This is a genomic window from Nocardioides sp. NPDC054178 (assembly GCF_055585005.1).
In genome coordinates this window covers 14,156-38,110 of record NZ_JBVJKY010000013.1, presented here as the reverse complement: position 1 = coordinate 38,110, position 23,955 = coordinate 14,156, and the positions used below count along the sequence as shown (strand labels likewise).

The following is a 23,955-nucleotide window of genomic DNA, read 5'->3' as shown; positions in this document are numbered from 1 at the left end:
CCGCGGCCTGAGACCATGGGTCTCAGGATTCAACGCTGCGCTAGGCCTGAGAGACGTCAGGAAGGAGGCCGCCGATGCATCGTCGTGAGCGCGTCCCGGGCGGCCGCCCGGTCCAAGTCTTGGTCCGTCTGACCGAGGCAGAGGCTGGCGAGATCGGTCGGCGCGCCGACGCGGCCGGCCTGACAGCGGCGTCGTACCTGGCGGTTGTCGGGATGGCAGAGGAGGCCCCTGACATGGCACCCCGCGCCGGCGGCGCGGGTGCGGTGTCAGGTGGCAGGGGCGTGTCGATGGCAGTGTCACTGGAGTGGCGGAACGCGGCCGCGGCAGAGCTGCTGGCAGTAGTCCGTCAGGCCCGTGGTGTCGCCCGCAACCTGAACCAGCTGACCCACTACACCCACAGCGAGCGACACCTGCACGCGGAGACCGAGCAGGTCCTGGCCGAGACCCTGCAGCTGATCCGTCGAGCCGTTCAGGTGGCGAATCTGCTCGACCCGCGACGCCCGAAGGACGAGCACACCGACCCCGTCGAGGAGTCGCCGGCGGCCGCCCCCGAGAGGGCCGGCGAGTGATCATCAAGGAGGCCCCGCGAGGGTCGCGGATCCAGGGCCTCGTCTACTACGCGTTCGACGAGAAGGGCTTCACCCACGCCCACGAGAACTCGCACCTCGTGGCTGCTTGGGATGAGTCCTGGAAGACCGGTGAGCAGCTGTCGAAGGCCGAGCTCTACCAGCTCGGCCAGGAGCTCGACGCACCTCGTCGGCTGGCAGGCCACCGTCGCAACAAGGGCGACGTGATGCACCTGGTGATGGCCGTCGACAAGGGCGTGGAGGGTGAGCGAGGCTCCGACCGGCTGCTCTCCGATGAGGAGTGGCACAAGGTCGCCCGTGCCTCGCTGGCCGAGCTCGGCCTGGCCGAGACCCCCGACAAGGCGGGGGTGCCGTGGGCGCTGGTTCGGCACTCGGACAACCACGTGCACCTGATGCTGACGTTGACCCGGGAGGACGGCACCCGGGTCAACGAGGGTGAGCTGTGGACCTCGAAGGGTGTCGGTCCCGGGAAGCGACTGCGCGCGATCGCCGAGCGGTTCGAGGACGAGTTCGACCTGTACCGCACGGGCCGCGGGGCGGGCACCCGCGGGCTGTCGCGCGGTGAGTACGAGCGAGCCGGGCGCGCGGCCGAGGAGACGGCCACCCGAGGTCAGGCTGAGCCACGCGAGCCCGGGATCGAGATCCCCGCGGCCCGGTCGGCAGCGTCGTACGCGCCGACCCGTGAGCGCCTCGAAAGCCTGCTGCGCTCGGCGGGGGCCCAAGCCACGAACGAGGCTGAGTTCGTCGAGGCCCTTGGTGACGCGGGCGTGCTGGTCTTCCCGAACTGGGGTCGCGGGGCCAGGACCGAGGCCAAGGGCTACTCGGTGGCGCTGGGCCCGGCCGAGACCGACGGCACCCTGGTGCGGATCTCTGGTCGCAACGTCGCCAAAGACCTGTCCCTGGTGCAGCTGCGGAAGCGGTGGGAACAGCCCACCGAGGACCAGGCCGCGGAGAACGCGGCCGCCTGGCGAAGCGCTCAGGATGCCTCCGAGGCGGGTGCGCCTGCCCGGTCGACGAAGTCGCTCGGCCGTGACGCGGAAGCAGCCACCCCGGATGAGGCGGTGGAGGCTGAGCTGTGGCGCTCGAGCGCCAAGGTGATCGCCGGCACTCGCAAGAACCTCGAGCAGGTACCCGCCGGCGACGCCGCGACGTGGTCACGGATCGCGTCGGATGCAGCCGGCACTCTCTCGGTGCTCGCGGACCGGCTCGAGCCGGATGGGCGGGGTCCGCTGCACCGGGCCAGCCGGTCGCTCGCGGCCTCGGCGCAGCACCAGATGGGTGCCGGGCAGCCCGCGCTGAAGCAGTCCCTGATTGGGCCGGCGCCCTTCGCCACCGCGGCACGAGCCATCGGTGGTGCCTACCTGGCGTCGCGGGGTGGCTACGCCGCGGTGTTCATCTTGATCGCCCAGCTGGGGCGCACCGCGATGGCCATCCAGGCGGCGCACGAGCAGGCGGGTCGACTGCAGCACGCCCGACGCGCCCAAGCGGCCGCCGACCAGCTCCTGTCTGCCTACCGCGACGGCGAGTCCCGCGGCCTGGTTGCGGTGGCCGAGGCGCAACGACCGGCCGAACAGGCGAACACGCAGAGCGGCTCGGCGCCGCAGCGGCCGCCGACGATCGCGGAGCAGCTCGCCTGGCAGAAGGAGCAGGCCGCGCGAGGGAACACGGGTACGGGCGTCCCGAAGACGCCACCGCGCCCAGGCCAGCGACAGCGCGACGGCGAACGCGGTCACGAGCGATAGCGGGGTCGTTTCACGATGCCGCCAGCCACCCGGAGCAACTGCGGCATAGAGAGCCGCATAGAGCAGTAGAGATCACCCGACCAACACGATTCAGGGGGAAAGATCCATGGAAGAGGTCACCAGGGAGATGGGCGGCAAGACAGCCGCCGCGCTGCAGGTCGCGCTCGCCGCGGCCGAGCAGATCGCGATCCGCCGAGCTCGCGCACTGGCCACGGCCCAGGCCGAGTCCGAGACCCGCACCGAGCAGGTCCGCCGTCAGCTCCAGGCCGAGGCGGAGCTCGCCGCCGGCGCGTGGGCGGCGGCCGCCAAGGCGGGCCCCGACTGGATCGACGGGTACGCATCCGCAGTCGCTCACCGCGAGCTGGACCCACGGGCCGCGCAGGCGGCCGCCCAGATCGAGGAGCAGCTGCGCGCCCGGGGCATCGACGTGCCGGACACCAGCCGGATCAGCGAGGCCAACAAGGCTGCGCTCGAGGCCGGCTACGCCGAGGATCTCGGCGAGCGCGCTGCTCACCGCGAGGACGCGGAGACCCACGAGGAGCGTGCCCGGGACGAAGAGGCACGCTCAACCGATCCTGAGGCGAGCACGGATGAGCAGGAGCGGCACCAGGAGCTCGCCGAGGAGGCCCGGGCGGCCGCGGTCGACGAGCGGGAGCAGGCCGAGGAGTCGGTCCAGAGCCCGGCCGAGGCCGAGCACGCCGAGCCGGCCGCCGAGGGCGCGGGCGAGCCAGCTCATGCCTCACGGCTGGCCGATGAGTCACACCCGCAGCCGGTCGAGCGCCAGCTGTCGGCGTGGCAGGCATCCGGCGGGCGCCAGACCTCGAAGAAGAACCTGATCCATCAGAAGAACCGGGACCAGCAGCGCGGGCAGGCACGTACCCGCTGACGAACGCTGAATCCGCCGTGACCGAGACGGGCCAGTTACTGTCCACAGGCATCGTTCGCGACTGAGTTATCCACAGGTTCGAAGATTGGCCTCGATCCAGCGGGGAGAACAGCGCACGATGGTGCACATGAACGCTCCCAGCAACGAGCCCGACCTCGAGGCCGATCTCCAAGCCCATCTCGCGACCAGCGCCGCCCGGACGTCGGCTGATGCGATCCTCGCCGCTCTGCCACTGGAGCTGATCGGGCTGAGGGCCCAGACCCTGCTGGGGCAGGCCTGGGGTGAGCTCGACGACTTCGGCGCCGCGCCTCCCGCCCGCGAGATCGCCATCGACGAGCCGACCACCCGTGAGGAGGCCGGCGAACTGCTCGACCAGCTGGTCGACCACCTGCGGACGGTCGGGCTCGACGCGCTCGACCTGCCACATCGGTTGCGGGCGCTTCGCGCACTGGTCCTCGCGGAGGAGGCTCGCGCCGTCTTCGGTGACCACCCCGCCGCCGGCGTGAGCGCCTAGGCAGGATCTTCGTCGCATGCTCGGGACCTACGGAGAGCACCAGGAGGCCGCGGCCGCGGCGCTCCACGAGCTGCTCAGCCACATGAGCGCACGTCGCCACTCAGGGAGAGATAGCCACGACTTCGGCACCGACGCCCAGCGGCGACTGCTGCTGCAGCGCAGAGAAGCCGTCCTCGACGCGCTCTCGGACCGCATCCGGCTCTGGGCGACTCCTGGCACGCAACCCACGACAGCAGCAAGGGTGAAAGTCTCCAATCTGGGCCATGAGACCCTGCCGCTGCTCATGGGCGTGATCGAGGAACGCGGCCGGCTGCCCCGAGAAGAGCGGCAGAGCCCGCTCGACGTCCTGAGACCGGCCGCCGGCGAGCAGAGCTCGCCAGGCGAGAGCGCCCGTGTCGACGAAGAGCTGGAGCTGTGGAGGCAGGCCGCCATCGAGCTCGCGGCCGCGAACCACGTCCTCACCACCGGTGAGCAGGACTGGTTCTACCAGCCGGCAACGCTGTGGCCAGTCCTGGCCGACACGGCCACCGCTGCCGAGGCCGTCGTCGTGCTCGATGAGGGGCTGCGCCGATCTGGCCTCCAGGCCACCGATCCCCACAGCCCGGGCGCCGCCCGTCAGGACGCCCTCACGGCGCGCCTCATCGCAGGGCACACCGTGCGGGTCGCACGCTGGCAGACCACCAGCGAGGCCGCCGACACCCTGCGCGCCCAGCCCTTCGAGTCCGTCGACGACTCCCTTCCGACTGGACCAGCAGGGCCAAAGGTCCGGCTGGTGCGCGGCGTCCACGACATCGCGCCGGCGATGCAGCAGCTGAGCCGGCTCGTAGCCCCGATCAGACTGAGCTCGGCCGCGGCCGACCAGGAGCCCCAGATGGGGGTACGCCTTCTGCGGCCCTTGGCCGCCTCATGGATCGAGGCCCTCGAACACGTCGAGCGACTGGCCGGGCCAGCCGGGGAGGGTTACCAGTTCGACAACCACCGTGACTCACTCGGCAAGCTGTACAACGCGATGCGGACCATGGTCGACACCGACCCCAAGGCTGCCGCTGCGGCGAGCCGCGACGTCGTCGCCCAGCAAAGCGAGATCGTACGTGGCCTGGCTGTCGTAGCCAAGGCCACCTCCAGCGACATCACCCTGGCTGCAGCCGAGCAGCGCGCCCTGATCGCGGCCGCCCACGAGGTTGGCCATCAGGTCGGCCGTCGCGCCAACCAGGAGGTCGACCGCCCTGACACCCAGCTCCAAGGCCGCGGCGGTTTCCCCCTCGCCTCGAGCCGCGGACGCGGCCAGGCGGCCGGCGCCGCTCGTGCGCTCACCGAGATCCCGCGACCCCCCTCGGTCGTCGAGGCGGCCAGGGCCCGACAGTGGGAAGACGCTCCACGGCCACCAGGTCGGACTGCACGGGACGGCCTACGCGCAACCCTCGATACGACACCGTCGCCGGGGACGGCCTCCGGGATCCCGGGCGGCCTCGCCGCGGAGTCCTACGCTGTGAAGGTCAGCGACCAGCTCCACGACGCCCTCACCCCGGACCAGGTCGCTGCCTACGACCGCAACGCTGCCGACCGGACCCGCAGCGGCCGGCGGCGGCGCAATTCCGACAAGGAATCGGAGCGCGATCAATGATGATGACCCTGGCAATGAGCGTGCTCGTGATCTGCGCGATGGTGTGCACCGTTGGTGCGGGGCTCCTTTGGTGGATGACGTACGCCCAGGAATGGGCGGGGCACGAGTTCGGGCATCCTCGGCTGCTGCTGCCCTCGGCGACGGTGCTCGCGAGCATCGGGGCGGCCACCGTGTGGATCGGCGTCGCCGTCCTGCAGCTCCCGTGGGCTACTGACTGACGACTCCGCAGATGCGAGCCGAGGAACGGGCTCGGCCTAGTAACTGTGGGAGCGCACGACGCTGCGGCTCCTCCCCCGCAGTCGGCCGTCCCCGGGCCGCTCATCGACCTTAGGCCGCGCCGGGCCGGCGGCAAGGGAAGCGATGCCCAGCTGCGCTGGCCTTGCCACCGGCCGTACCTATGCGGCCTGGAACAGGTCACGTGGCTCGGGGAAGGCCGACTGCGGGTGGGGCGGAAGCCCCGCCTCACCCGCAACCCCAGACAACTCAAGACCCACCCAAGCTCCTCGGGGAGCACGTAGCTCGGGCCACCGAGCACGAGGGCTTCGCCACGCGGCCCGCTGCTCCCCGAGTGCCCCTCAAAGCCCGGTACTCCCGAAGCTGTCGCCGAGTGACAAGTAGCGGTCGCAGGTTCTGGCGTGTCGTCGTCAGATGTGCCTACGGTTCGTCGTTGTGCGCACCGAGTGGTCGGCCGAGGATCTGGCTGGTTCGTGGACCTTGGTCGACGAGGACTGGCTCCTTGTCGGCAACAAGTCCGGGGCGACACGGCTCGGGTTCGCCCTGCTGCTGAAGTTCTTCGAGTTAGAGGCACGTTTCCGCGTTCGGCTGAGGAGCTGCCGCCTCCGGCCGTGGCGTACGTCGCGCAGCAGCTGGCGGTTGAGCCCGACCTGCTCGCTGACTACGACTGGCAGGGTCGGGCGTTCAAGCGCCATCGGGTCCAGATCCGTGGTGCGTTCGGGTTCCGCGAGTTCAGCGAGGGCGACGAGGACACGCTTGCCGACTGGCTGGCCGCCGAGGTATGCCCGGTCGAACTGCGTGAGGAGCACTGCTCGAGGCGCTGCTGGTGCCACCGTTCGCGGGCGACTGTGGTGCTACGCCCGGCGCTAGGTGCGTACGTACTCGTGACCAGGGAGGTTGATCGGTGGCTGGGACGAGTTCGAAGTCATCGTCTGCTCCGGAACGGTTATCGTGCCGGGCTGGCTCAGCGGCGCGGCGTGAACTCGTTCAGCAGGAAGGTCGAGAGCTGCCGTGTGACGGGGGTTTCGACCGTCGCGCCCCAAGCGAGAGCGATGTCTCGTTGGTACCGGTTCCCGGCTAATGGGCGCTCTACGGCGCCTTCGGGGAGCTGTTCGTCGCGGGGAAGCAGGCCGATGCCGAGGCCGCGGCTGATGAGTGCTCGTACGGTGGTGAACTCGGTGACTTCGAGGGTGATGGTGGGGACGAATCCTGCCTCTTGGCACCATGCTTCGGTGAGTTGGCGAAGGTTGTAGCTAGCCGGGTTGGCGATGAAGACCTCGTCTTTCAGATCGTGGATCTGGACGCTGGTGCGATCGGCGAAGCGGTGTTCGACTGGGAGTACCGCATAGATCTGCTGTGTTCCGATGATCTGGTGTCGAAGGCGCTGGGGTGGCGGGATCGCGATCGCCAGGTCGAGGCGTCCCGCGAGCAGGTCGGTCGAGAGCTCAGCGCCGTGGGCCTGTTTCAGCGCCACTCGGATGCCGGGGTGGCGTCGCCTGAAAGCGGCGAGCAGGTCGGCAATGAGTACTGATCCCATGGTGAGGGGAGAGCCGAGGCTGACGGTGCCATGGTCGGGGTCTGCTTCGCCTGTGATGACCCCGACAGCCAGGTCGAGTTGACGCAGAGGGTCAAGTGCGGCGCGTGCGAGGTCCTGGGCTGCGGGGGTGAGCCGGACGATCCTGCCGTCGTGGATCAGCAGGGGCACTCGCAGTGCCTGCTCCAGTGCGTGGACGCGGCGACTCATCGACGACTGAGGGACACCGAGCGCTTCGGCTGCTCGGGTCATGTGGCCGTCGTATTCGGCCAACGCGACCAAGGCTGCCAGGTGGGGAGCGAGCCGCTCTGACCATTGATGCATAACTGGATTGTATGACGGAAAAAGTTCATTGGACGGAACGATGGTTGGAGAGTCAGGCTGGAAACACGCGTCCACGAGGACGGTTGCAGGCAACGTCCAGGAGGACGCCAGATGACACACGAACTCAACCGAGCGGCAGCGGGGCAAGAGGCGATCGACGCCGACATCGACGCCGACATCGTGCTTGTGGGAGGCGGAATCATGTCAGCAACGCTGGGCTCCATGCTCGCGGTGCTTGAACCTGATTGGAAAGTGATCCTGGTCGAGAGGGCTGACGCTCTGGCGACCGAGAGCAGCGGTCCGTGGAACAACGCTGGGACCGGCCACAGCGGCTACTGCGAGCTGAACTACATGCCTGAGGCCACAGACGACACGAAGCCGACGACCATCGCTCAGCAGTTCTTGGTGACGCGGGAGTGGTGGGCCTACCTCGCAGACCTTGGACTGCTCGACCCGGACTTATTCATCCACTCGACACCGCACATGAACGTGGTCTTCGGCGAGCACGATGTCACCTACCTGCGCCAGCGGTTCGAGACCCTCACCAAGAATCCGCTCTTCTCGCGCATGGAGTTCAGCGAGGATCCGGCGACCATTGCTGCCTGGGCACCGTTGTTGATGGCGGGCAGGGAGCCAGGCGATCGCATCGCGGCCACTCGCGTCGCTGACGGCACCGACGTCGACTTCGGTGCGTTGACGCGGGCCATGGTGCAGATCATCGATCAAGCCGGCGGAGAAGTCAGGATGGGCCACGACGTACGCACATTGACCCGCGAGGCCGACGGGCGATGGCTCGTCGGCGGCATTCGCGGGGGCAAACCGTGGACGATGCGAAGCCGACGGGTCTTCATCGGTGCTGGGGGATACGCGCTCAACCTGCTCCAGAAGGCCAAGGTCCCAGAAGTTCGAGGCTACGCGGTCCTCCCGGTCGGGGCGGCCTTTCTACGCTCCGAGACTCCTGCGGTCGTAGGTCAGCACGACGGCAAGGTCTACAGCCAGGCCCGAGTGGGTGCACCGCCCATGTCAGTGCCACATCTGGACAAGCGCATCGTCGACGGCAAGGGCTACCTCATGTTCGGCCCGTACGCGACGTTCAGCACGAAACTGCTCAAGCACGGCCGTTTGAGCGACGTCTTCCGCACGCTGCGCTGGCACAACCTGCACGTGATCGCCGCGGCGCTTGTTCAGAACCTGTCGCTGGTCGGGTACTTGATCGGGGAACTTCTCGCTCGTCCTCGCACCAAGTTCGACCAGCTTCGACGATTCTACCCAGATGTTGACCCCAGCGAGTGGGACCTCGTTCCCGCGGGACAGCGAGCTCAGCTCGTCACTCCGAACAAGCACCGGATCGGCGTTCTACAGCAAGGCACCGAGCTTGTCGTGGGCGCAGACGGCACCGTCGCTGGACTGGTGGGAGCCTCCCCGGGGGCATCCACTGCCGTACCGATCATGCTGGACCTGCTCAAACGATGGTTCCCTCAGTGCTATGTGGCCGAGTGGCGGGGCACGCTGACCCGGGCCGTGCCCGGCCAGTGGACAAGATGGGATGACCGTGCCGTCGAGTCATCGCTTCACAGCACAGCTCAGTCCCTCAATCTGAACCCAGTCCGGTCGGGTCCGTGACCGATGTCGACGCCCGAGGTCGAGGTTCGAGGTCGAGGTTCGAGGTCGCGGCAGAAGTTCATCGCAGTCTTCGACTTCGAGGCAAACCCCAACGTCAACCCCGCCATCATCTTCGCCCTCGCTACCGGCGAGCGGGTCCGCAAGGGCCAGCCGCTCTGCCTGATCGGGGACTCCGGCACCGGCAAGTCCCACCTGCTCATCGGGCTCGGGAGCGCGGCCTTGGAGAAGGGTCCTTCGCCAGGTGGACCAGCAGCGACATGCTCGCTCGCTACACCCGCGCCGGGGACTCCGAGCGCACCGCGGGACGCTGGGCCTCGGCCTCGGTGCACTCCGACGAGATCGCTCGCTGGCACGGTACCCCAGTTCCACGCCGATGTAACCGTGGTTACAATGGGGTCCGCACCGCGACTGGCGTTGTGGCGCAAGCTCAAGCGGCTTGGCGTCGCCCAACTCGCCGACGGCCTGGTCGCGCTGCCCGCCGACGCCCGCACCCGAGAGCAACTCGAGTGGGCCGCGGACGAGGCGATCCGCGCCGGAGGATCTGCCGGGGTCTGGCTCGCACGACCCACCACCAGAGCGCAGGAGCGCGAGCTGGCACGATCGATGAACGAAGCGCGCGCCGCGGAATACGACGCACTGATCGACCAGGCGACCGGTGCACTCACCGCGACCGGCGTCGAGCGCGCCCGCATCCTGCGGCGCCTCCGCGCGGAGAACAACCGCATCCGCCGGCGCGACTTCTTCCGACCCGCCCAACGCGAGCAGGCCCGCCAGGCGCTCGCAGTGCTCGCATCCACGCTTGTCGGTTCCGACAGTGCCGACCAGAACTGGAAGGACGTGGTCCGATGAAATGGGCCACCCGCGCCGGAGTGCACATCGACCGGGCCGCCTGTGCCTGGCTGATCCGCCGCCACATCGACCCTGACGCCGAATTCGTGTTCGTCACCGACCCCGACGACGTACCCGACGACTCCACGCCGTTCGACATGCGCGGCATCGACCTCGGCCATCACGGCAACGACTGCTCGTTCGAGACGATCCTGCGCCGCTACGACCTGGCCGACCCGGTGCTGTGGCGGATCGCCGCGATCGTGCACGAGGCCGACATCGAAGACGACGTCTACGACGCCCCCGAAGCCCCCCGGCTTCGACCTGATCCTCCGTGCCCTCTCGATAGCCCATGCCGACCCCGAAGTCCTTGAGCTCACCGCCCCGATCTTCGACGCCGTCCACGACCACCTCCGACGGTCCCTACTCACCGGAACGGACACCCCTTGACTCTCCTGAAGACCCGCCCCGACGACGTCATCCCGCTCGGCGAGGCCACGAAGGCCTGGTTTGGGATCTCCTTGCAGACCTTTGGCGGACCTGCCGGCCAGATCGCCGTCATGCAGCACACCCTGGTCGACGAGAAGCGATGGATCGGCCAGAAGCGGTTTCTGCACGCCCTGAACTTCTGCACCCTGCTCCCCGGCCCCGAGGCCCAGCAACTCGCCACCTACGTCGGGTGGCTGCTCAACGGCACCCGCGGGGGGCTGATCGCGGGCGGACTGTTCGTCCTGCCTGGCATGCTGGCTCTATTGGTGCTCTCGACGATCTACGTCGCCTTCGGTAACTCCGGGACCGTCACCGCCCTCTTCGCGGGAGTCGCCCCCTCGGTCATCGCCATTGTCGCCCAGGCCGTCCACCGCGTCGGCAAGCGGTCCCTGACCCATCCCGCACTGATCGCGCTGGCCGTCGGGTCTTTCATCGCGCTCACGCTGTTCGGCGTTCCCTTTCCGGCCGTGGTCTTCGCATCCGGGTTCCTCGGCTGGCTGCTGTCCCGACGCATCAAGGAGTTCGCCGAAGGCGGCAGCCACGGGCCGGCCGACGACGGGCCCGCGCCGCTGATCTCCGACGACCACCTGCACCACGAGTTGCCCTCGAAGCGCAAGTCCTTCGCAGTTCTGGCGATCGGGCTCACGCTGTGGTTCGTTCCGGTGGCACTCTTCGCCCTGTTCGTGCGCTCGACCCCCGTCTTCGTCGACCAGGGGCTGTTCTTCTCCGGCGCCGCGGTGGTCACCTTCGGCGGCGCGTACGCCGTGCTCGCCTACGTCGCCCAGCAGGCCGTCTCCGTCTACCACTGGCTCGCGCCGGGGGAGATGGTCCGGGGCCTCGCGCTCGCCGAGACCACGCCAGGGCCGCTGATCATGGTCGTCCAGTTCGTCGCCTTTGTCGGCGCCTACCGCCACCCCGGCGACCTCAACCCCTGGGTCGCCGCGGTGCTCGCCTCGCTGCTGGTGACCTGGGTGACGTTCGTGCCCTGCTTCCTGTTCGTGATCCTCGGGGCGCCGTACGTCGAGCGGCTGCGGGGCAACAAGAGCATCGCGGGCGCCCTGACCGGAATCACGGCCGCCGTCGTCGGCGTGATCGGGAACCTCGCCGTCTACTTCGCGCTGCACACGCTCTTCGACCGGTCTCGCTCCGTCGACGCTGGCCCGCTCCACTTCGACCTGCCGGTGGTGTCGTCGTGGGATCCGGTGGCGTTCGCGATCACCGCGCTGGCCTGCTACCTGATGTTCGCTCGCAACTGGAAGTCGATGCGAACCATCGGCCTGTGTGCCCTGATCGGGCTTGGCGTCTTCGGTGTCCAGTCCGTCTTCTAGTCCGTCTTCTAGGAGAACTCGATGAAGTGGATCACCCGTGAACGCCCCAAGACCGACCGGATCGCCTGCCCGTGGCTGATCCGCAGATTCATCGACCCCGAGGCCGAGATCATCTACGTCCCCGCAGCGGATGTCCTTGCCACGGCACAGGAGATCGGTGCAATCAGCTTCGACGCCCCCGGCGCGACATACACCCACCAGCCGAACCCCGCCGGTGGCGAGTGGTGCACCTTCGAAACGCTCATCGACGCCTATGGCCTGACCGACCCGGCACTGACGACGATGGCCCATATCGTGCACGCCGCCGACGTCAGCACTGACGTCGACACCCACCCGTTCGGCGCCGCCCTGGCCGCACTCGGAGCGGCCGGGCCCTTCGTCGAGGCCGACGACCAGGTGCTCCTGGGGCGCGCGTCCTACATCTACGACGCGCTCTACACCCACTGCGGCCAGCGCCTGAGGGCGGAGACTGAATCATGACCCGCTCAACACCTCACCGACGGCTCAGTTCCCTCGGCGCCGGCGTCCTCGCGCTGGCCCTGACGAGCGGCTGCGGGTCCTACGCGGATAACGGACAAGACAGCGCTGATGGCGGTGCGGCCCCAACACCCGCTGCGCTGACCGCATCCACCCGTTGGGACCTTCCCAGCGACCCCTCGGCCGGCCGCCGCCCGGCGGACCAGACACCCGATGTACCCAGTACCTACGCCTTCACGAACGGGCTCTGATCAGCGGTGGACATCCGGGGTACGACGATGGAGAAGTTGTGCAACCTAAAAAATACTCTGGCTCCGTTGGAGTCCCTCGGGAAGGAAAGCACCATGTCGTTCATGATCGCCCGCACGGTTCGTCGGGGAGCCATACCGCTGGCAGCACTGCTGCTGGTCGGGCTCGCAGCTTGCGGGACGTCCACAGACACAGTTGAACCGGCGGCAGCGACCCACTCCAGTCCGGGTCACGGGCGCCACGAGCCGATTCCCACAACGGACGCGGACTGGAAGCCTGTAACCGACGCGCTGGGGCGGACCGGGACGTTCGGCGACAACAACACCGTCTACCGGATCGGCCTGCCTCGCACCGACCTGCACGTCACCTCGCACGGCGTGGCAATCAAGCCCGGCCTGTCGCTGGGCGGTTACGCCGCCTTCGCCAAGTACCGCGACGGCGTCATGCTCATGGGCGACCTGGTGGTCACCGAGACCGAACTGCCCAAGGTCACCGACGCGCTGCAAGCCCACGGGATCGAGCAGACCGCAGTACACAAGCACCTCCTGCGGCAGAACCCGGCGATCTGGTGGACCCACATCCACGCCATGGGCGATGACCCCGCCGAGCTCGCCCGCGGGCTCAAGGCGGCGCTGGGTGCCACCGGGATCCCTGCACCCGCGCAGCCCGCGCCGCAGCCGCCGGTCGACCTCGACACTGCCGGCATTGACAAGGCGATAGGCCGCACGGGCACCGCCGATGGCGGGATCTACAAGTTCAGCGTCGCCCGCGCCGAGACCATGACCGCAGAGGGTCACGTCCTGCCCCCGACGCTCGGACTCACCACTGCGATCAACTTCCAGCCCCTCGGCGGCGGTCGCGCAGCGGTCAACGGCGACTTCGCCATGACCGCACCGGAGGTACAGCAGGTCATCCGTGCGCTCCGCGAAGGTGGCATCGCCCTCGTCGAGGTCCACAACCACTCCTTCACCGAGGAACCCCGGTTGTTCTACGCCCACTTCTGGGCGACCGGTGACGGCATCACACTGGCCAAGGCGCTCCGCCGAGCGCTGGACTCGACCGACATCCAGCCCGCCAGTTGAGCAGCGCGGCTGGTCCAACCACGATTGAGACCTGATCATCGATGCGAAAGATCGAGGGAATCGGATTCTTCCGGAAGGCCACCGCGCCGCTTGTGCCGATGTTGCTCCACGCGTTGATGGCGGGATGCTCGTCCGAGAACAAGGCGCCGACGCCGCGCAGGTCGTCTTCGGGGTTGCGCCACCGCAGGCCGCCGGCGACGTATACCTCGCGGCGGCGGACCGCGTCACGCAGCGCGACCAACACGCACAGCTCGTAGGGGACCCGCTCCATGCGGCCCTGCTCGTCGACCACCGCTTCGCGCCACGCGGCCGGGACCACCCCGTCGATTGGCGGCTGGTCGGCTGGGGCGTAGAAGCGGTGCTTCCCGTCGACGCCGTCGTAACGGGCCAGCAGATCGAGGGCGTCCATGACGGGCCGGTAGACGGTGTTGTTGCACTGGAATTCCAGCGCCGCGAGCAGCGGGGCAGCATCCGCCGGTAGTGGTGGGCGTAGCCGGAGTGCAGCACCGTACGGACACGGGCCTGGGAAGGCCCGCTGGTTGGCCTTGGCCTCACGCACCAGGTCGCGCAGGGTGCCCTCGCCGACCACCGGGAACGACGCCGTACGCACCATCTCGTCCGGGTGCTCGACCGCCGCTTGGGCGAGCACCCGGACGAGATGCCCTCCTTGCCTCGCACCCGGCGCAGATCCTCGGTCAGCTCACGCTCGACCTTCGGGTCTGCGCGGGTGTTGATCTTCAAGATCGGCGCGAGCAGCTGATCGACCAGCGCATCAGTGATCTCAGCCTGCCGGGTCCAACACAACGCCGCCAACAACGTCAGCCGCACCGGCCGCGCTGCGGCGGCCAGGTCCGAGGGATACGACCTGGTCGCCCGCGCCCGCCACGCCTCGACCAGACGCAACCCTGCACGATGCAGCCGGGCCCTGGAAGCCGATGGGCCCCGCGAGAGACGCTCGCGGGGCCCCATCCAAGTGCCGTTGTGTGTCTTCCTAGGTGCCGCTCTCATCGGTGCGCCGATGCGTCAAGATGGCTGACGTGGGCTGCATCGCGGCGAGCGTGTCGGCGATCGCCTGGGCGGCCGCGCGTGACTCAGCCGCCATGCTGTTCAGCTCAGCGACCTGACCTTCGTCGGCGCCCGTCTTGGCGAGCCAGTCGACCAACCTGTCCGAGCCGATCTCTTCGAGCTCTGCCCGGTGGAGTCGGTCGGCCGCTCGCTGCACGGCCATCACCTGGTCGCGGTACTGCTGGAGCGCGGCCAGCCGTGCCGTGGTCGAATCGAGAAGGGCCTTGCGCATCTCCGCGCTGGTGACGTTGCCGCCGCTCGTGCCCGAGGTCAGCACCCGGACACGCTCAGCGACCAGTCGGACCTCCTCGACCAGGTCGACCCGTACGCGATGCGTGTCGAACATCTCCGAGGACCAGACCTCACTGCGGGCGATCGACGACGCCGCAGCGCTCGCCCGTTGCAGCAGGGGCCGCCCTTCCCAGGAGAGTGGCTCCTGGCTCACGCACCCCGTGATGATGCCCAGCGCGCGGCGATGGCTGGTCAGGGCTGGGAGCGTCGTCTGGTGAGTGAAGAGGTCGCTGACGCTGACCTCGGCGACCTTGACGCACCAGACACCCAAGGCGGCCGCCATCGCGGCCAGGGTGGCGATGACGACGGTCGTGCCGGAGGCGAGGCTGTCGAGGAAGTCCAGATCAATGAGCTCGGCCCCTGACCACACGACGCCCAGGAGGAGGGCCGCTGCGAGGGTCAGGACGGCGGTGACGGCGCCTACTGACGCCGTCGTACCGCGCAGCTCGCGGCCCTCGGCCAGCTCATTCGCGAGGGCGTTCAAGTCCGGCACCACCAGGCCGGCGTCAGCCAGCTCGGCGCGGCACCGCGCCAGGTCGAGCACGCTGACGTCGGTGATCCGACCTGCTTGGCTCAGAGCATCCATCAGATCGTCTGTCGGCTCGAGCTCCTTGAGCGGTTTGAGCAGATCGGCTCCGGTCACCTCGGTGAGATCGTCGGCGTCCTCGGCGCGGTGGATGTCCTTGGTCATCGCGGCTCCTGTCGCATGCTGAAGATGTGGTGGTCGGGGGTGGACACCATGGCGTGGATCCCGAGGGCCATATACAGGTCGATGGGCTGCGCGACCGATGCGATCGCGAACCCGAGGCGGCGGTAGAACGCTGCTCGGCTCGGTTCGCAGCTGCCGAAGGTGATCATGCCGAGGTTGCAGCGCCGGATGACCTGCAGTGCGGTGCTGACCAGGTCGGCGCCGATCCCCTCGCCACGGAGATCCTCGCGCACGGCCACCGCGACGATCTTCGAGATCCCCAGTTGAGCCTGCAACACGAGCTTCCTCTGCTCCTCGAGGGGGAACCCGTCGAGGATATTGCTCAAGAAGCTGTAGGGCGGGCACACCGTCACCGAACCGAGGACGTCATCGTCATCGTCGTCGTCGACGGCCACCAGGGAGAAGCCCGCGACGATCCGGCCATCACCCGTCCCGGTTCCGACCTGAGTCCACTCCTGCGCGAGACCCGTGATGAAGCCGTCCTTGCCCTCACGCATCCCCGCGGTGATCGAGGGGCAGGCGATCGGGATCGTCTTGGCCGGATCGGCGACCTCGGGGTCCTCGGTCGCCTCCATGATGTAGCGGCGCAGCGCCGGCTCATCCTCGGGGCGCGCGAGCCGCACGCGAGTCTGAGTGCTGAGAGTGACCCCGTCGACGAGACCGGGCCACAGGTTCACGGTGCGGCGGTCGCGGACCATCGCTCCACGTGCTGTGGCGGCCGCCTGGCGACGTGCCCTGTTCCTGGCACCTTTACCCATCGTGGTTCCTCCCGAGTTTCCCGTTGGTGTGAGCACGCTCAGTTCGCGCGGTCACCGAGGAAGCGGTACAGAGTCCGCTCGCTCATGGCCAGTCGCTTGGCGATGTCCTTGTTCGTCAGCTCCGGGTCCTCCTCGCGGAGCTCGGCGACCCGCTGTCGGACCGTGGCTGCTCTGGCGCTGCGGGCGCGCTGGGTCGGTGCCGTGGCCGCGGTCGAGGTGGCCTTGCTCGTCCCCTCAGCGGGCACCTTCACCGTGACCAGGTGCGGTCGGGTGGAGGCCTGGGCGGACTGTGCCCGCTCGACTTCGGTTTCTGCGGGCTCGTGGTCGCCCTCGGCACCGTTGAGCTCCCCGGCGATCGTCGGGGCCTCGGCCGCAGGGAAGAGCTGCTCGACGTGCACGGTCCCGGTGTTGTGGGCCAGGTCGCGGGGCGCGCGCAGCGCGATCAGGCGCCGGCTCTCGTGGAGGCGGATGTCGGTGGTGGCGTCGGCGACGTCGACGACGGCGGCGCGCCACTCGGTGACGGCGGCGCGGACGTCGGCCGGCGGCACGGTGTCGAGGACTCGATCCTCGGCGCGGTCCTGGCGGGCCTGGGCGCGCTCGAGTTGCCGACTGGTGCGCGTGGTGTTGGCGAGCTGGTGCCGGTGGTAGGCCCGCTCAGCGATGCGGGTAGCGCGGAACATCACGGCCAGGCGGGCGTCGGCGCGGAGCTGCGCGAAGGTGCGGCCGCTGGCGAGGTGCCGATCGCCGATGAGGGCCAGGTGCCACATCAGCGCGGCGAGGAGCGGCACGATGAACCGGAACGCGGCGGCCGCGACGGGGTGACCGAGGTGGATCTCGTGCCAGCCGGCGAAGAACCCGGACGCCAGAGACATGATCCACGTGAGGGTCAGCAAGGTGCCTGCGGGGCGGCCGTGCTGGCTGGCCTCGCGAGCCATCAGCGCGACGGTGACGAGCGAGAGCTCGAAGACGCCCGCGAAGGCGAAGGCGGTGATGGTGCCCATCGCGAGCACGTCGAGGCCGAATCCGACCATCGCCTGGTAGGCCGCCGCGGTCGAGATGAGCGCGACCGAGACGGCGCCGAAGAGGATGAGGCCGCGCGATCGCTGCTGCGCCGGTGCTGCGGGCTGTGCGGTGGTGCTGGTCATCGGGATTACCTCTCCGAGTGCGGGGGACGTTGGTCAGGCGGCGTTGGAGCCGGCGTTCTTGGCGAGCCAGGTGGTCGGATTCTGGGCCCCGTCGATGACGCCGGGGCTGGATGCCGGGGTACGGACCTCCAGGTGCAGGTGGCAGCCGGTGGAGTTGCCCTCCGAGCCGACGCGCCCGATCTGCTGGCCAGCCGCGACGCTCTGTCCATTGCCGACGTCGGCGGCCTGCATGTGCGCATACCAGGTGGTGACCTGGCCATCGGTGACGCCGATCATGTTGGGGCCACCCCACGAGGTCGGCTTGTGGATCACTCGGCCGGCGTTGACGGCGTAGACCGGGGTGCCGCAGGCGACCGAGAAGTCGGTGCCGGTGTGGACGTGTGCCCAGTTGGAGCCAGACTGCCCGTAGTTGCGACGGTCGGAGCCGATCAACGACGCCGGGACGGGGTAGACGTAGGTTCCGTCGCCAGCCAATCCCATCACCGGTTCGGTGCACATCGGCGAGTTCAGGGTACCGAGTGCTGCGACGACCGAGGACCCCTTCAGCGCGGCGGTGACCGCCACGGCCTGGTCCCAGTACTTCGTGTAGTGGTTGGGGTCGGCGTTGCGCTGCGTGCTGTGCGCGACCTGGGTCGGGGTCATCGTCTCCCACTGGTCGACCTTGACCATCGCCTTGAAGAAGTTCGTCGCCGACGTCGTCGGATCCATCCGATCGTTGTAGGAACCCCACGATCCGTTGCCGCGCTGCTGGAACAGCCCGCGGCTGTCCGGGCCGACCGCGTCACCGTAGTCGAGGACCCGCAGCCCGGACTCACCGATCGCGGTCATCACCCCGATCGCCCAGGCGCGTGCCGGCAGTCCGTCGGGATAGCCGGCGTAGACGTTCTTGGCCTGGGCGGCAGCGATGATCGCGGCCGCGTTGCGCAGCTGCTCACCATCGAGCCCCGAGACCTTCGGCAGGCCCGCGGCGGTGTCGGCCGCGGGCGCGGCGCTCGGCTGCTCGCCGGGCTCGGCGAGGTCGATCTCGGCCGCGATCCAGGGGTGGTCCGAGATCATCGGGCCGGACCACGACCTGGTCGAGGTCGCACCCTGAGCGGCCGGGTAGAAGACGAAGTCGACCGCCTTCGCGTAGCTCTTGTAACCGAGCGCGCTCATCTTCGCCGGCGCAGCCCACGACTCGCGCTGGTTCGCCGAGACGTTGAAGTCTCCACCTACCAGGACCGGTCCCTTCGCCCCGAGGGTCGTGATCAGCCCGGCCAAGGCATCCATGCCCTGCCCGTAGAGCTGAGCGCGGCGAGGCCGGTCGGGCCCGTACTTCGCCGGGTTCGTCATGTGGTGAACCGAGACGACCGAGACCATCTCGCCGGCGTCGTTGGCCAGCAGCGCCCAGGTGGCGTAGCGGTTCCAGGTCCGTACCGCGCCGTTGTAGCTGACCCGATCGCCCTCGACGACCTGCACGCGGCCCGCCGAGACCTGCTCCCAGGTGTCGGCGCGCCACAGCACCGCCGTGTCGAGCGCTTGGCCCTGCTGGCCCCGGGGACCGGCGTCGTCCGAGCGGAAGCCCGCGTACCCCGGCGCCGCCGACAGGATCTGGTCCATGCTGCGGCCGGCCTGCTCGTTGAGCGTGATGAAGTCCGGCTCCACGCTGAGCAACCGGCTCATCGAGGTGCGGTAGCCGCCCATCCCGGAGCGCTGCGGGATGTTGGCCTGCGCGACCCGCACCTTCCCCGAGGCCGAGGACGCCGGCAGCGTGCCCAACGCGGTGTTCACGCCGGGACCGCAGGCAGCGGCCTCCTGGCCGGCCGGTGTCAGCAGCATGACCACCACGAACACGACCAGCACGAGCCCCGCCGTGCCGGCCCCGATGATCGGCTTTGCCCCGAGCTGCGCCATGGATCAGTGCACCCCCTCGGGGAAGGTGACCTCGGCGACCAGCCAGGCTGCAGTCTCGGATGTGCGCGACATCCGAACCCCGAACTCGCCCAGGTCGGTCGGCTGCCAGACCGTGACCGCGGTGGCCACGCTCGAGGCCTCCACACGCGACTTGCCCGTGAAGGTGAGCGCAGGAAGGTTCGCCGGGTCGACGGCGGCGTAGTCCTGCTGCCCCTGCGGGGACAGCAGCGGCTTCACACGCGGCCACCACTGTCCATAGGACAGATCCGGGGCGGCCCAGGTCGTCAGAAACCGGCGGGCCGCCGTCACGGCGTCCTGCTCGGCGGCCGACGCCGTGGTCGGAGGCGCCTCGAGCTCGTCGTGCGGCGCCATGGTCGCCGGAGCGGACGAGGCACCAGCGGAGGGGGACGGTGCCGGCGCGGGGTCGCTCCCGCAGCCGCTGAGCAGCAGCGCTGAGACAGCGAACGCCCCGGCCAGGGCGCGTCGGATCGACGTAGGCCTCATCATGACTGCTCCTCGTTGCGGATCTCGCCGGTCTCGGGGTCGTAGGCGACCTCCACGTCTGCGGTCTCGTAGGCGTTGGCGATCTGCGCCGCGGCCTCGGCGGTGTACGGCTCCAGCGGCAGCGGTGCGATCACGTCGGCGTGCCCGTCGCGGCACACGGCGAACGGTCCGGTGTAGCGGTCCGTGATCGCGGCCATCATCGGGTCGAGCACGCTGAGCCACCAGCCCGCCATCGCACCGGGGTCCGGGGCGATCCTGGCACCCTCCCACGCGCGCCAGGTCGCGCTAAGGCGGTCGACGACCTCCTCGTGCGCCCACCAGCGGGGGCACCAGTGCAGGTCATCGGCACCGCCGAGCTTGGTGTTCACCCGACGCCGCAGCATCGGGGCGAGCCACTGCTCGACGAACTCGACCACCGAGGAGAACCGCGGCTGAGGCTCCTCCGCTGCGGTCTCCGCGGGGGCAGGGGCAGCGCCGGTGTCCGGTTCGCTGGGGGCGTCACGGTCGACGAGCTGGCCGTCGGCGACGTCGTCGACGGCCAGCTCGTCGACGCCGAAAGGATCGGTCACCACGGAAGCTCCTTCGGGGCCAGCCCGTCAAGGCTGTGGACCAGGTGGGGCAGAGTCCGCGTCCCCAGCGCCTCGGTGAAGGCTTCCTTCGAGGCGGTGACGACGCGTGCAAGCTCGGGGTCACGGAAGTAGGGGGCCAGCTCGAACATGGCCGGTCGACCGGCCTGGGTGAACATGACGGCGCGCCACTTCGGCAGGGAGCCGAGGTCGTCGACGTCGAGGGTGAACTCGCGGGCGTGGTGCTCCGAGAGCGTCACCCCGCGCGGGCCTTGCCCAACCGATCGGGTGCGATCGATAACGGTGTGGCGGCCGATGAGCTCGGCCAGTGACCGCAGGAACTGAGTGTCGCCCTCTCCCCCGCCATAGACGCGGACGGTCGCGGAACCCCACAGGGCGTCCATGCCGTGCTCGCCCCACAGGTTGCGGCCCTGCTTGTAGGACTGGAGAAACGCCATGATGTTGATCCCGCGGGACCCGAAGTGGGAGTAGTACTCCGGCAGGTCTGGGAGACGGCACACGTTGGCCACCTCGTCGAGCACCGCCAGCAGGGACGGATCGAGTCGACCCATGGTGCCGGCCTTGGCCTTCGCCGCGTCGAAGATCCCCTTGACCAGCGACCCCACCAGGGCCGCCGCAGAGCCGGCACCCTTCTGGGAGTGCAGGTAGAGCGTGTTGGGGTTTTCGACGAACTCGACCGGGTCGAACTGGCGTCCGTTGCCCGGGGTCACCCACCGCGCCGTGTGTGCGTCGACCAGAGGCCTCAGCCAGATCCGAGGACCACCGTAGACACCGTCGCGCTGCTTGACCGTTGTCGTACGCAGCTCGCGCATGGAGAAGGCCGGCAGCTCGAACCCGTGATCGGCCAGCGTGCGCTCGGGCTCCTCGGTCTCGGGGTCAAGCAGCCACTTGTAGACGTCCATCAGGGTGCCGCCGCGGACCGCGGCCGCGAGCATCAGGTTCGCGGCCAGCTCCTTGCCGGCTGGGGAGAAGTACTCGTCGGTGCGCGCCTCGGGGTCTACTGCGGCGACGCGCCAGATCTCGGCCAGCTCGGCGGCCGCGACCGGCCCGTCGACCTGCGTCAGCGGGTTGTACCAGCACGCCGCCGGCGTGTTCTTGTTGACGATCAGGTGCTGGGGGTCGTAGAGGTCGACGCGACCCTTGGTCGCGCGGTGCTGCCAGGTCTCGGGGTAGAGCTCGACCTTGTTCGCCGTCGCGACCACCGGGCCGGGCGCGTCCAGGATGGCAGGGATCGCCCGCGCGGAGCTCTTGCCGCGTCGGGGGCCGTAGATGTCGATGGAGCAGTCCTCCCAGGACTGACGCAGCATCACACGACGCGGACCGGTCAGGGTCCGGCCGATCGCGGGACCAACCTCGCCATCGCCCTTCCCGAGGCCTCCGGGACGAAGTCGCTCAGCCTTCGCCCGGGCGCCGGCCGGCAGGAACTCCTCGAGGTCCTCCTTGCCGCGACCCATCCGGCCGGCGGCGTCGTCGAGGCGAGAACGCCCACGTCGTACGCCGCCACCCCAGCGGACCAGCGCGACCCACACGAGGGTCGCCGGGATCAGCACGAGCAGTGCGAAGACGATCCAGGTCGCCAGACCCGGTGCCGGCATGGAGCCGGTGACCTGCTCGATCGGCAACGAGAACGGCGTACGCCCCTGAGCGGCACCGGTGAGCAGCGCTGCGGCCCAGTAGGCCAGCAGCAGCGTCAGGACGCCGAACCCGACTAGCGGCCCGACCCAGGTCACCCAGTCGCCGGTCCGGTGCCGGTGCTCGACCGATTCGCGGCGGCTCATGCGGTGCCCCGCGCGGTCTCGCCGGCGATCGAGGCAGCCGCCGGGTCGCCGGCAGCCGAAGCCGTCGCCGGAGCCGAGGGCGCCGTGTCTTCATCGCGCAGACCCACCGGTGCCGGCGAGGTCGTGCGCGGTGGCACCCGCGTCGCCTGCAGCTTGCTCTCGGGCTCCCGCCACCTCGAGGAGGTGTCCATGAGGTGCGCGATCGCAGAGTGGTCGGTCCTGAACGGGACGCCGGGCTTGGAGCCGTACTTCATCAAGAACTTGCCCAGCGAGGCGGCGACCATCCGACCGGTGGCCGGGTCGATCGACTCTCCCTCGCCCCACGACTCGATCTCCTCGACCTCGCGTGCGGAGACCTTGCCGAGCGAGTCCCGCAACGCCTGCAGGTCGTGGGAGCGGACCTCGCCGACCACGACCATGCCCGAGCGCTCCACGAACCCTCGCGCCTTCTCTCGGGCTGACTCGTCTCGCACAGCCTCCAGGTCACGGAAGGTGTGCGTGCACAGCACGTTGGCGACCGCCTGGGTCCGGTTCGTCCGCGTGAGCGCGTCGACGCGAGCGGCCATACCGGCCGAGGCGCCGATGACCGACCACAGCTCGTCGAGCACCACCATCTGGTGACGGCGGGGGTGATGACCGGCATCGGCGATGAGGTGGTGGACCTCGATCGCCCCGAAGGTGTGTGCCCAGGACGAGTACAGGACGCCGGCCAGGAGCTTGTCCGAGGCGCCCTGCACCGCCGAGACGTCGATCGACATCGTCGGGTAGTCCATCGACACGTGCGCCGTCGACGCCCGGCCGAACGCGGCGCCGAAGTCACCTCGGTCGAAGGAAACCATGGTGCGGAGGAGATCGTGGATCGCCTCCGCGTACGCCTCCTGCGTCTCGGTCAAGGTCAGATCCCGCAGCGTCGGGTTACCGGTCCGGATCAACCGGATCAGGTCCGGCAACGTCGGGGTCGAACCCGACTCGTAGCCAGAGAGGACGATCTTGATCGCCTCGCGCAGCAGCTCGTCGTCGTTCTGGTCGAGCGGCGCACGGCGGTAGACCTCGAACATCGCCACCGTGATGTCCTGGGCCCGGCCGATCGCCTCAGCGCGGAGCTTCTCGGCCAGCTGCGGGTCGCGGTGCTTGTAGGTGTCGGCGGCCTTGAACGCGTCGCCGGGGTCCAGCATGTTCATCGATCCCGCCCCGCGGCCGAACTTGGTCACGGCCTGCGGGCCGGCCATCGCGGTGACGAACTGGGAGTAGTCGGGCTTCAGGTCGGCCGGGAAGAAGACCTGGTCACCACGCGCCAGGGCGCCGGTGGCCATCAGGGCGATCATCGTCGACTTGCCGCGCCCGGTCAGCGCGAGCACTGCGCAGCCCGGGTTCTGGATCATGCCCGCCCGGAACATCGCGAGCGGGTCACCGAACACGGCCTCACCGGAGTGCAGATGCTCCCCCAGCGGCGCACCGACGCCACCGGTGGAAGCGCCGACAACGTGCGGCCATAGGCCGCACGCCTGCACGCTGGAGGCGTGGTACTCCACCGGTGCGGAGACCCACGGCACTAGACCGCCGCCTGGCTTAGCCCAGCCGCGGCCAGGGCGCAGCGGCTCGTGACGGTCCTCGACGGCCTCGCGGTCGGGGTGCATCCCCGGAAGCGCACCCACGAGAGTGCTCGATTCCGAGCGGGTCGACTGCTGCCCACTCCCCTGCTGG

The 23,955-nt window shown here is 69.3% G+C and carries 22 protein-coding genes and 2 pseudogenes; 14 read left to right on the top strand and 10 right to left on the bottom strand.

The features are described from left to right. Nucleotides 1-287: 287 nt before the first annotated feature. From ACZ6WN_RS29695 to ACZ6WN_RS29665, 7 genes and pseudogenes are all read left to right on the top strand, one after another. The gene (locus ACZ6WN_RS29695; RefSeq protein WP_465869874.1) at nucleotides 288-569 is read left to right on the top strand and encodes a MobC domain-containing protein; all 282 of its coding nucleotides are present in this window, start codon (nucleotides 288-290) and stop codon (nucleotides 567-569) included. Further along, on the top strand, nucleotides 566-2,329 hold the full coding sequence (locus ACZ6WN_RS29690; RefSeq protein WP_179661805.1) for a hypothetical protein: 1,764 nt from the start codon (nucleotides 566-568) through the stop codon (nucleotides 2,327-2,329). Before ACZ6WN_RS29695 ends, ACZ6WN_RS29690 begins: the two co-directional genes overlap by 4 nt. 106 nt (nucleotides 2,330-2,435) lie before the next feature. Further along, nucleotides 2,436-3,215: a hypothetical protein gene (locus ACZ6WN_RS29685; protein WP_465869872.1), complete on the top strand. Its 780-nt coding sequence runs from the start codon at nucleotides 2,436-2,438 to the stop codon at nucleotides 3,213-3,215. Between the two features lie 127 nt (nucleotides 3,216-3,342). Continuing rightward, nucleotides 3,343-3,729, top strand: a complete 387-nt coding sequence (locus ACZ6WN_RS29680; protein WP_179661803.1) for a hypothetical protein — start codon at nucleotides 3,343-3,345, stop codon at nucleotides 3,727-3,729. 16 nt (nucleotides 3,730-3,745) lie between these two features. Continuing rightward, nucleotides 3,746-5,353: a hypothetical protein gene (locus ACZ6WN_RS29675; protein WP_179661802.1), complete on the top strand. Its 1,608-nt coding sequence runs from the start codon at nucleotides 3,746-3,748 to the stop codon at nucleotides 5,351-5,353. Between the two features lie 14 nt (nucleotides 5,354-5,367). Then, the gene (locus ACZ6WN_RS29670) at nucleotides 5,368-5,571 is read left to right on the top strand and encodes a hypothetical protein (protein WP_465869869.1); all 204 of its coding nucleotides are present in this window, start codon (nucleotides 5,368-5,370) and stop codon (nucleotides 5,569-5,571) included. 417 nt (nucleotides 5,572-5,988) lie between these two features. After that, nucleotides 5,989-6,306, top strand: a pseudogene (locus ACZ6WN_RS29665) (DUF4158 domain-containing protein); the annotation flags it as partial. Nucleotides 6,307-6,551: 245 nt separating this feature from the next. On the opposite strand, the gene ACZ6WN_RS29660 reads toward ACZ6WN_RS29665, so the two are convergent. After that, nucleotides 6,552-7,445 (bottom strand): LysR family transcriptional regulator, encoded by an 894-nt coding sequence (locus ACZ6WN_RS29660; RefSeq protein ID WP_179661836.1) that lies wholly within the window; start codon nucleotides 7,443-7,445, stop codon nucleotides 6,552-6,554. Between the two features lie 111 nt (nucleotides 7,446-7,556). Between ACZ6WN_RS29660 and mqo the strand changes: the two genes are divergently transcribed. The 7 genes and pseudogenes from mqo to ACZ6WN_RS29625 all read left to right on the top strand — a co-directional run bounded on the left by mqo (nucleotide 7,557) and on the right by ACZ6WN_RS29625 (nucleotide 13,521). After that, nucleotides 7,557-9,068, top strand: coding sequence for a malate dehydrogenase (quinone) (gene mqo, locus ACZ6WN_RS29655; RefSeq protein WP_179661800.1), 1,512 nt, complete (start codon nucleotides 7,557-7,559; stop codon nucleotides 9,066-9,068). A 3-nt stretch (nucleotides 9,069-9,071) separates the two neighbouring features. Then, nucleotides 9,072-9,287: pseudogene (locus tag ACZ6WN_RS29650) on the top strand (ATP-binding protein); the annotation flags it as partial. 171 nt (nucleotides 9,288-9,458) lie between these two features. Further along, the gene (locus ACZ6WN_RS29645; RefSeq protein WP_465869894.1) at nucleotides 9,459-9,917 is read left to right on the top strand and encodes a Chromate resistance protein ChrB; all 459 of its coding nucleotides are present in this window, start codon (nucleotides 9,459-9,461) and stop codon (nucleotides 9,915-9,917) included. After that, entirely contained in the window at nucleotides 9,914-10,270 is a 357-nt protein-coding gene (locus tag ACZ6WN_RS29640; protein WP_246322215.1) for a chromate resistance protein ChrB domain-containing protein, read from the top strand. Before ACZ6WN_RS29645 ends, ACZ6WN_RS29640 begins: the two co-directional genes overlap by 4 nt. Nucleotides 10,271-10,342: 72 nt before the next feature. Then, a complete protein-coding gene (chrA, locus tag ACZ6WN_RS29635) occupies nucleotides 10,343-11,713 on the top strand; it encodes a chromate efflux transporter (protein ID WP_179661799.1) in 1,371 nt (456 codons plus the stop codon). Between the two features lie 21 nt (nucleotides 11,714-11,734). Continuing rightward, nucleotides 11,735-12,193, top strand: a complete 459-nt coding sequence (locus ACZ6WN_RS29630) for a chromate resistance protein ChrB domain-containing protein (RefSeq protein WP_179661798.1) — start codon at nucleotides 11,735-11,737, stop codon at nucleotides 12,191-12,193. Between the two features lie 350 nt (nucleotides 12,194-12,543). Further along, a complete protein-coding gene (locus ACZ6WN_RS29625; protein ID WP_179661834.1) occupies nucleotides 12,544-13,521 on the top strand; it encodes a DUF1259 domain-containing protein in 978 nt (325 codons plus the stop codon). Here the strand turns inward: ACZ6WN_RS29625 and ACZ6WN_RS29620 are convergent. The 9 genes from ACZ6WN_RS29620 to ACZ6WN_RS29580 all read right to left on the bottom strand — a co-directional run bounded on the left by ACZ6WN_RS29620 (nucleotide 13,460) and on the right by ACZ6WN_RS29580 (nucleotide 23,906). Next, on the bottom strand, nucleotides 13,460-14,170 hold the full coding sequence (locus tag ACZ6WN_RS29620; RefSeq protein ID WP_218861833.1) for a hypothetical protein: 711 nt from the start codon (nucleotides 14,168-14,170) through the stop codon (nucleotides 13,460-13,462). The two genes, ACZ6WN_RS29625 and ACZ6WN_RS29620, sit on opposite strands and share 62 nt — an antisense overlap. A 342-nt stretch (nucleotides 14,171-14,512) precedes the next feature. After that, complete coding sequence (locus tag ACZ6WN_RS29615) at nucleotides 14,513-15,568, bottom strand: hypothetical protein (RefSeq protein WP_179661797.1); 1,056 nt, start codon at nucleotides 15,566-15,568, stop codon at nucleotides 14,513-14,515. Further along, on the bottom strand, nucleotides 15,565-16,284 hold the full coding sequence (locus tag ACZ6WN_RS29610; RefSeq protein ID WP_179661796.1) for a GNAT family N-acetyltransferase: 720 nt from the start codon (nucleotides 16,282-16,284) through the stop codon (nucleotides 15,565-15,567). The genes ACZ6WN_RS29615 and ACZ6WN_RS29610 overlap by 4 nt, the downstream gene beginning before the upstream one ends. 98 nt (nucleotides 16,285-16,382) lie before the next feature. Further along, nucleotides 16,383-17,489, bottom strand: a complete 1,107-nt coding sequence (locus ACZ6WN_RS29605; RefSeq protein WP_179661795.1) for a DUF2637 domain-containing protein — start codon at nucleotides 17,487-17,489, stop codon at nucleotides 16,383-16,385. 33 nt (nucleotides 17,490-17,522) lie between these two features. Beyond that, nucleotides 17,523-19,382 carry a peptidoglycan DD-metalloendopeptidase family protein gene (locus ACZ6WN_RS29600; protein WP_179661794.1) on the bottom strand — a complete coding sequence of 620 codons (1,860 nt, stop codon included), beginning with the start codon at nucleotides 19,380-19,382 and terminating at the stop codon, nucleotides 17,523-17,525. A 3-nt stretch (nucleotides 19,383-19,385) separates the two neighbouring features. Beyond that, entirely contained in the window at nucleotides 19,386-19,889 is a 504-nt protein-coding gene (locus ACZ6WN_RS29595; RefSeq protein WP_465869866.1) for a hypothetical protein, read from the bottom strand. Further along, nucleotides 19,886-20,458: a DUF4913 domain-containing protein gene (locus ACZ6WN_RS29590; protein WP_465869865.1), complete on the bottom strand. Its 573-nt coding sequence runs from the start codon at nucleotides 20,456-20,458 to the stop codon at nucleotides 19,886-19,888. Before ACZ6WN_RS29590 ends, ACZ6WN_RS29595 begins: the two co-directional genes overlap by 4 nt. Further along, complete coding sequence (locus ACZ6WN_RS29585) at nucleotides 20,452-22,251, bottom strand: type IV secretory system conjugative DNA transfer family protein (protein ID WP_179661791.1); 1,800 nt, start codon at nucleotides 22,249-22,251, stop codon at nucleotides 20,452-20,454. The genes ACZ6WN_RS29590 and ACZ6WN_RS29585 overlap by 7 nt, the downstream gene beginning before the upstream one ends. After that, nucleotides 22,248-23,906 carry a hypothetical protein gene (locus tag ACZ6WN_RS29580; protein ID WP_465869864.1) on the bottom strand — a complete coding sequence of 553 codons (1,659 nt, stop codon included), beginning with the start codon at nucleotides 23,904-23,906 and terminating at the stop codon, nucleotides 22,248-22,250. Before ACZ6WN_RS29580 ends, ACZ6WN_RS29585 begins: the two co-directional genes overlap by 4 nt. Nucleotides 23,907-23,955: the final 49 nt, after the last annotated feature.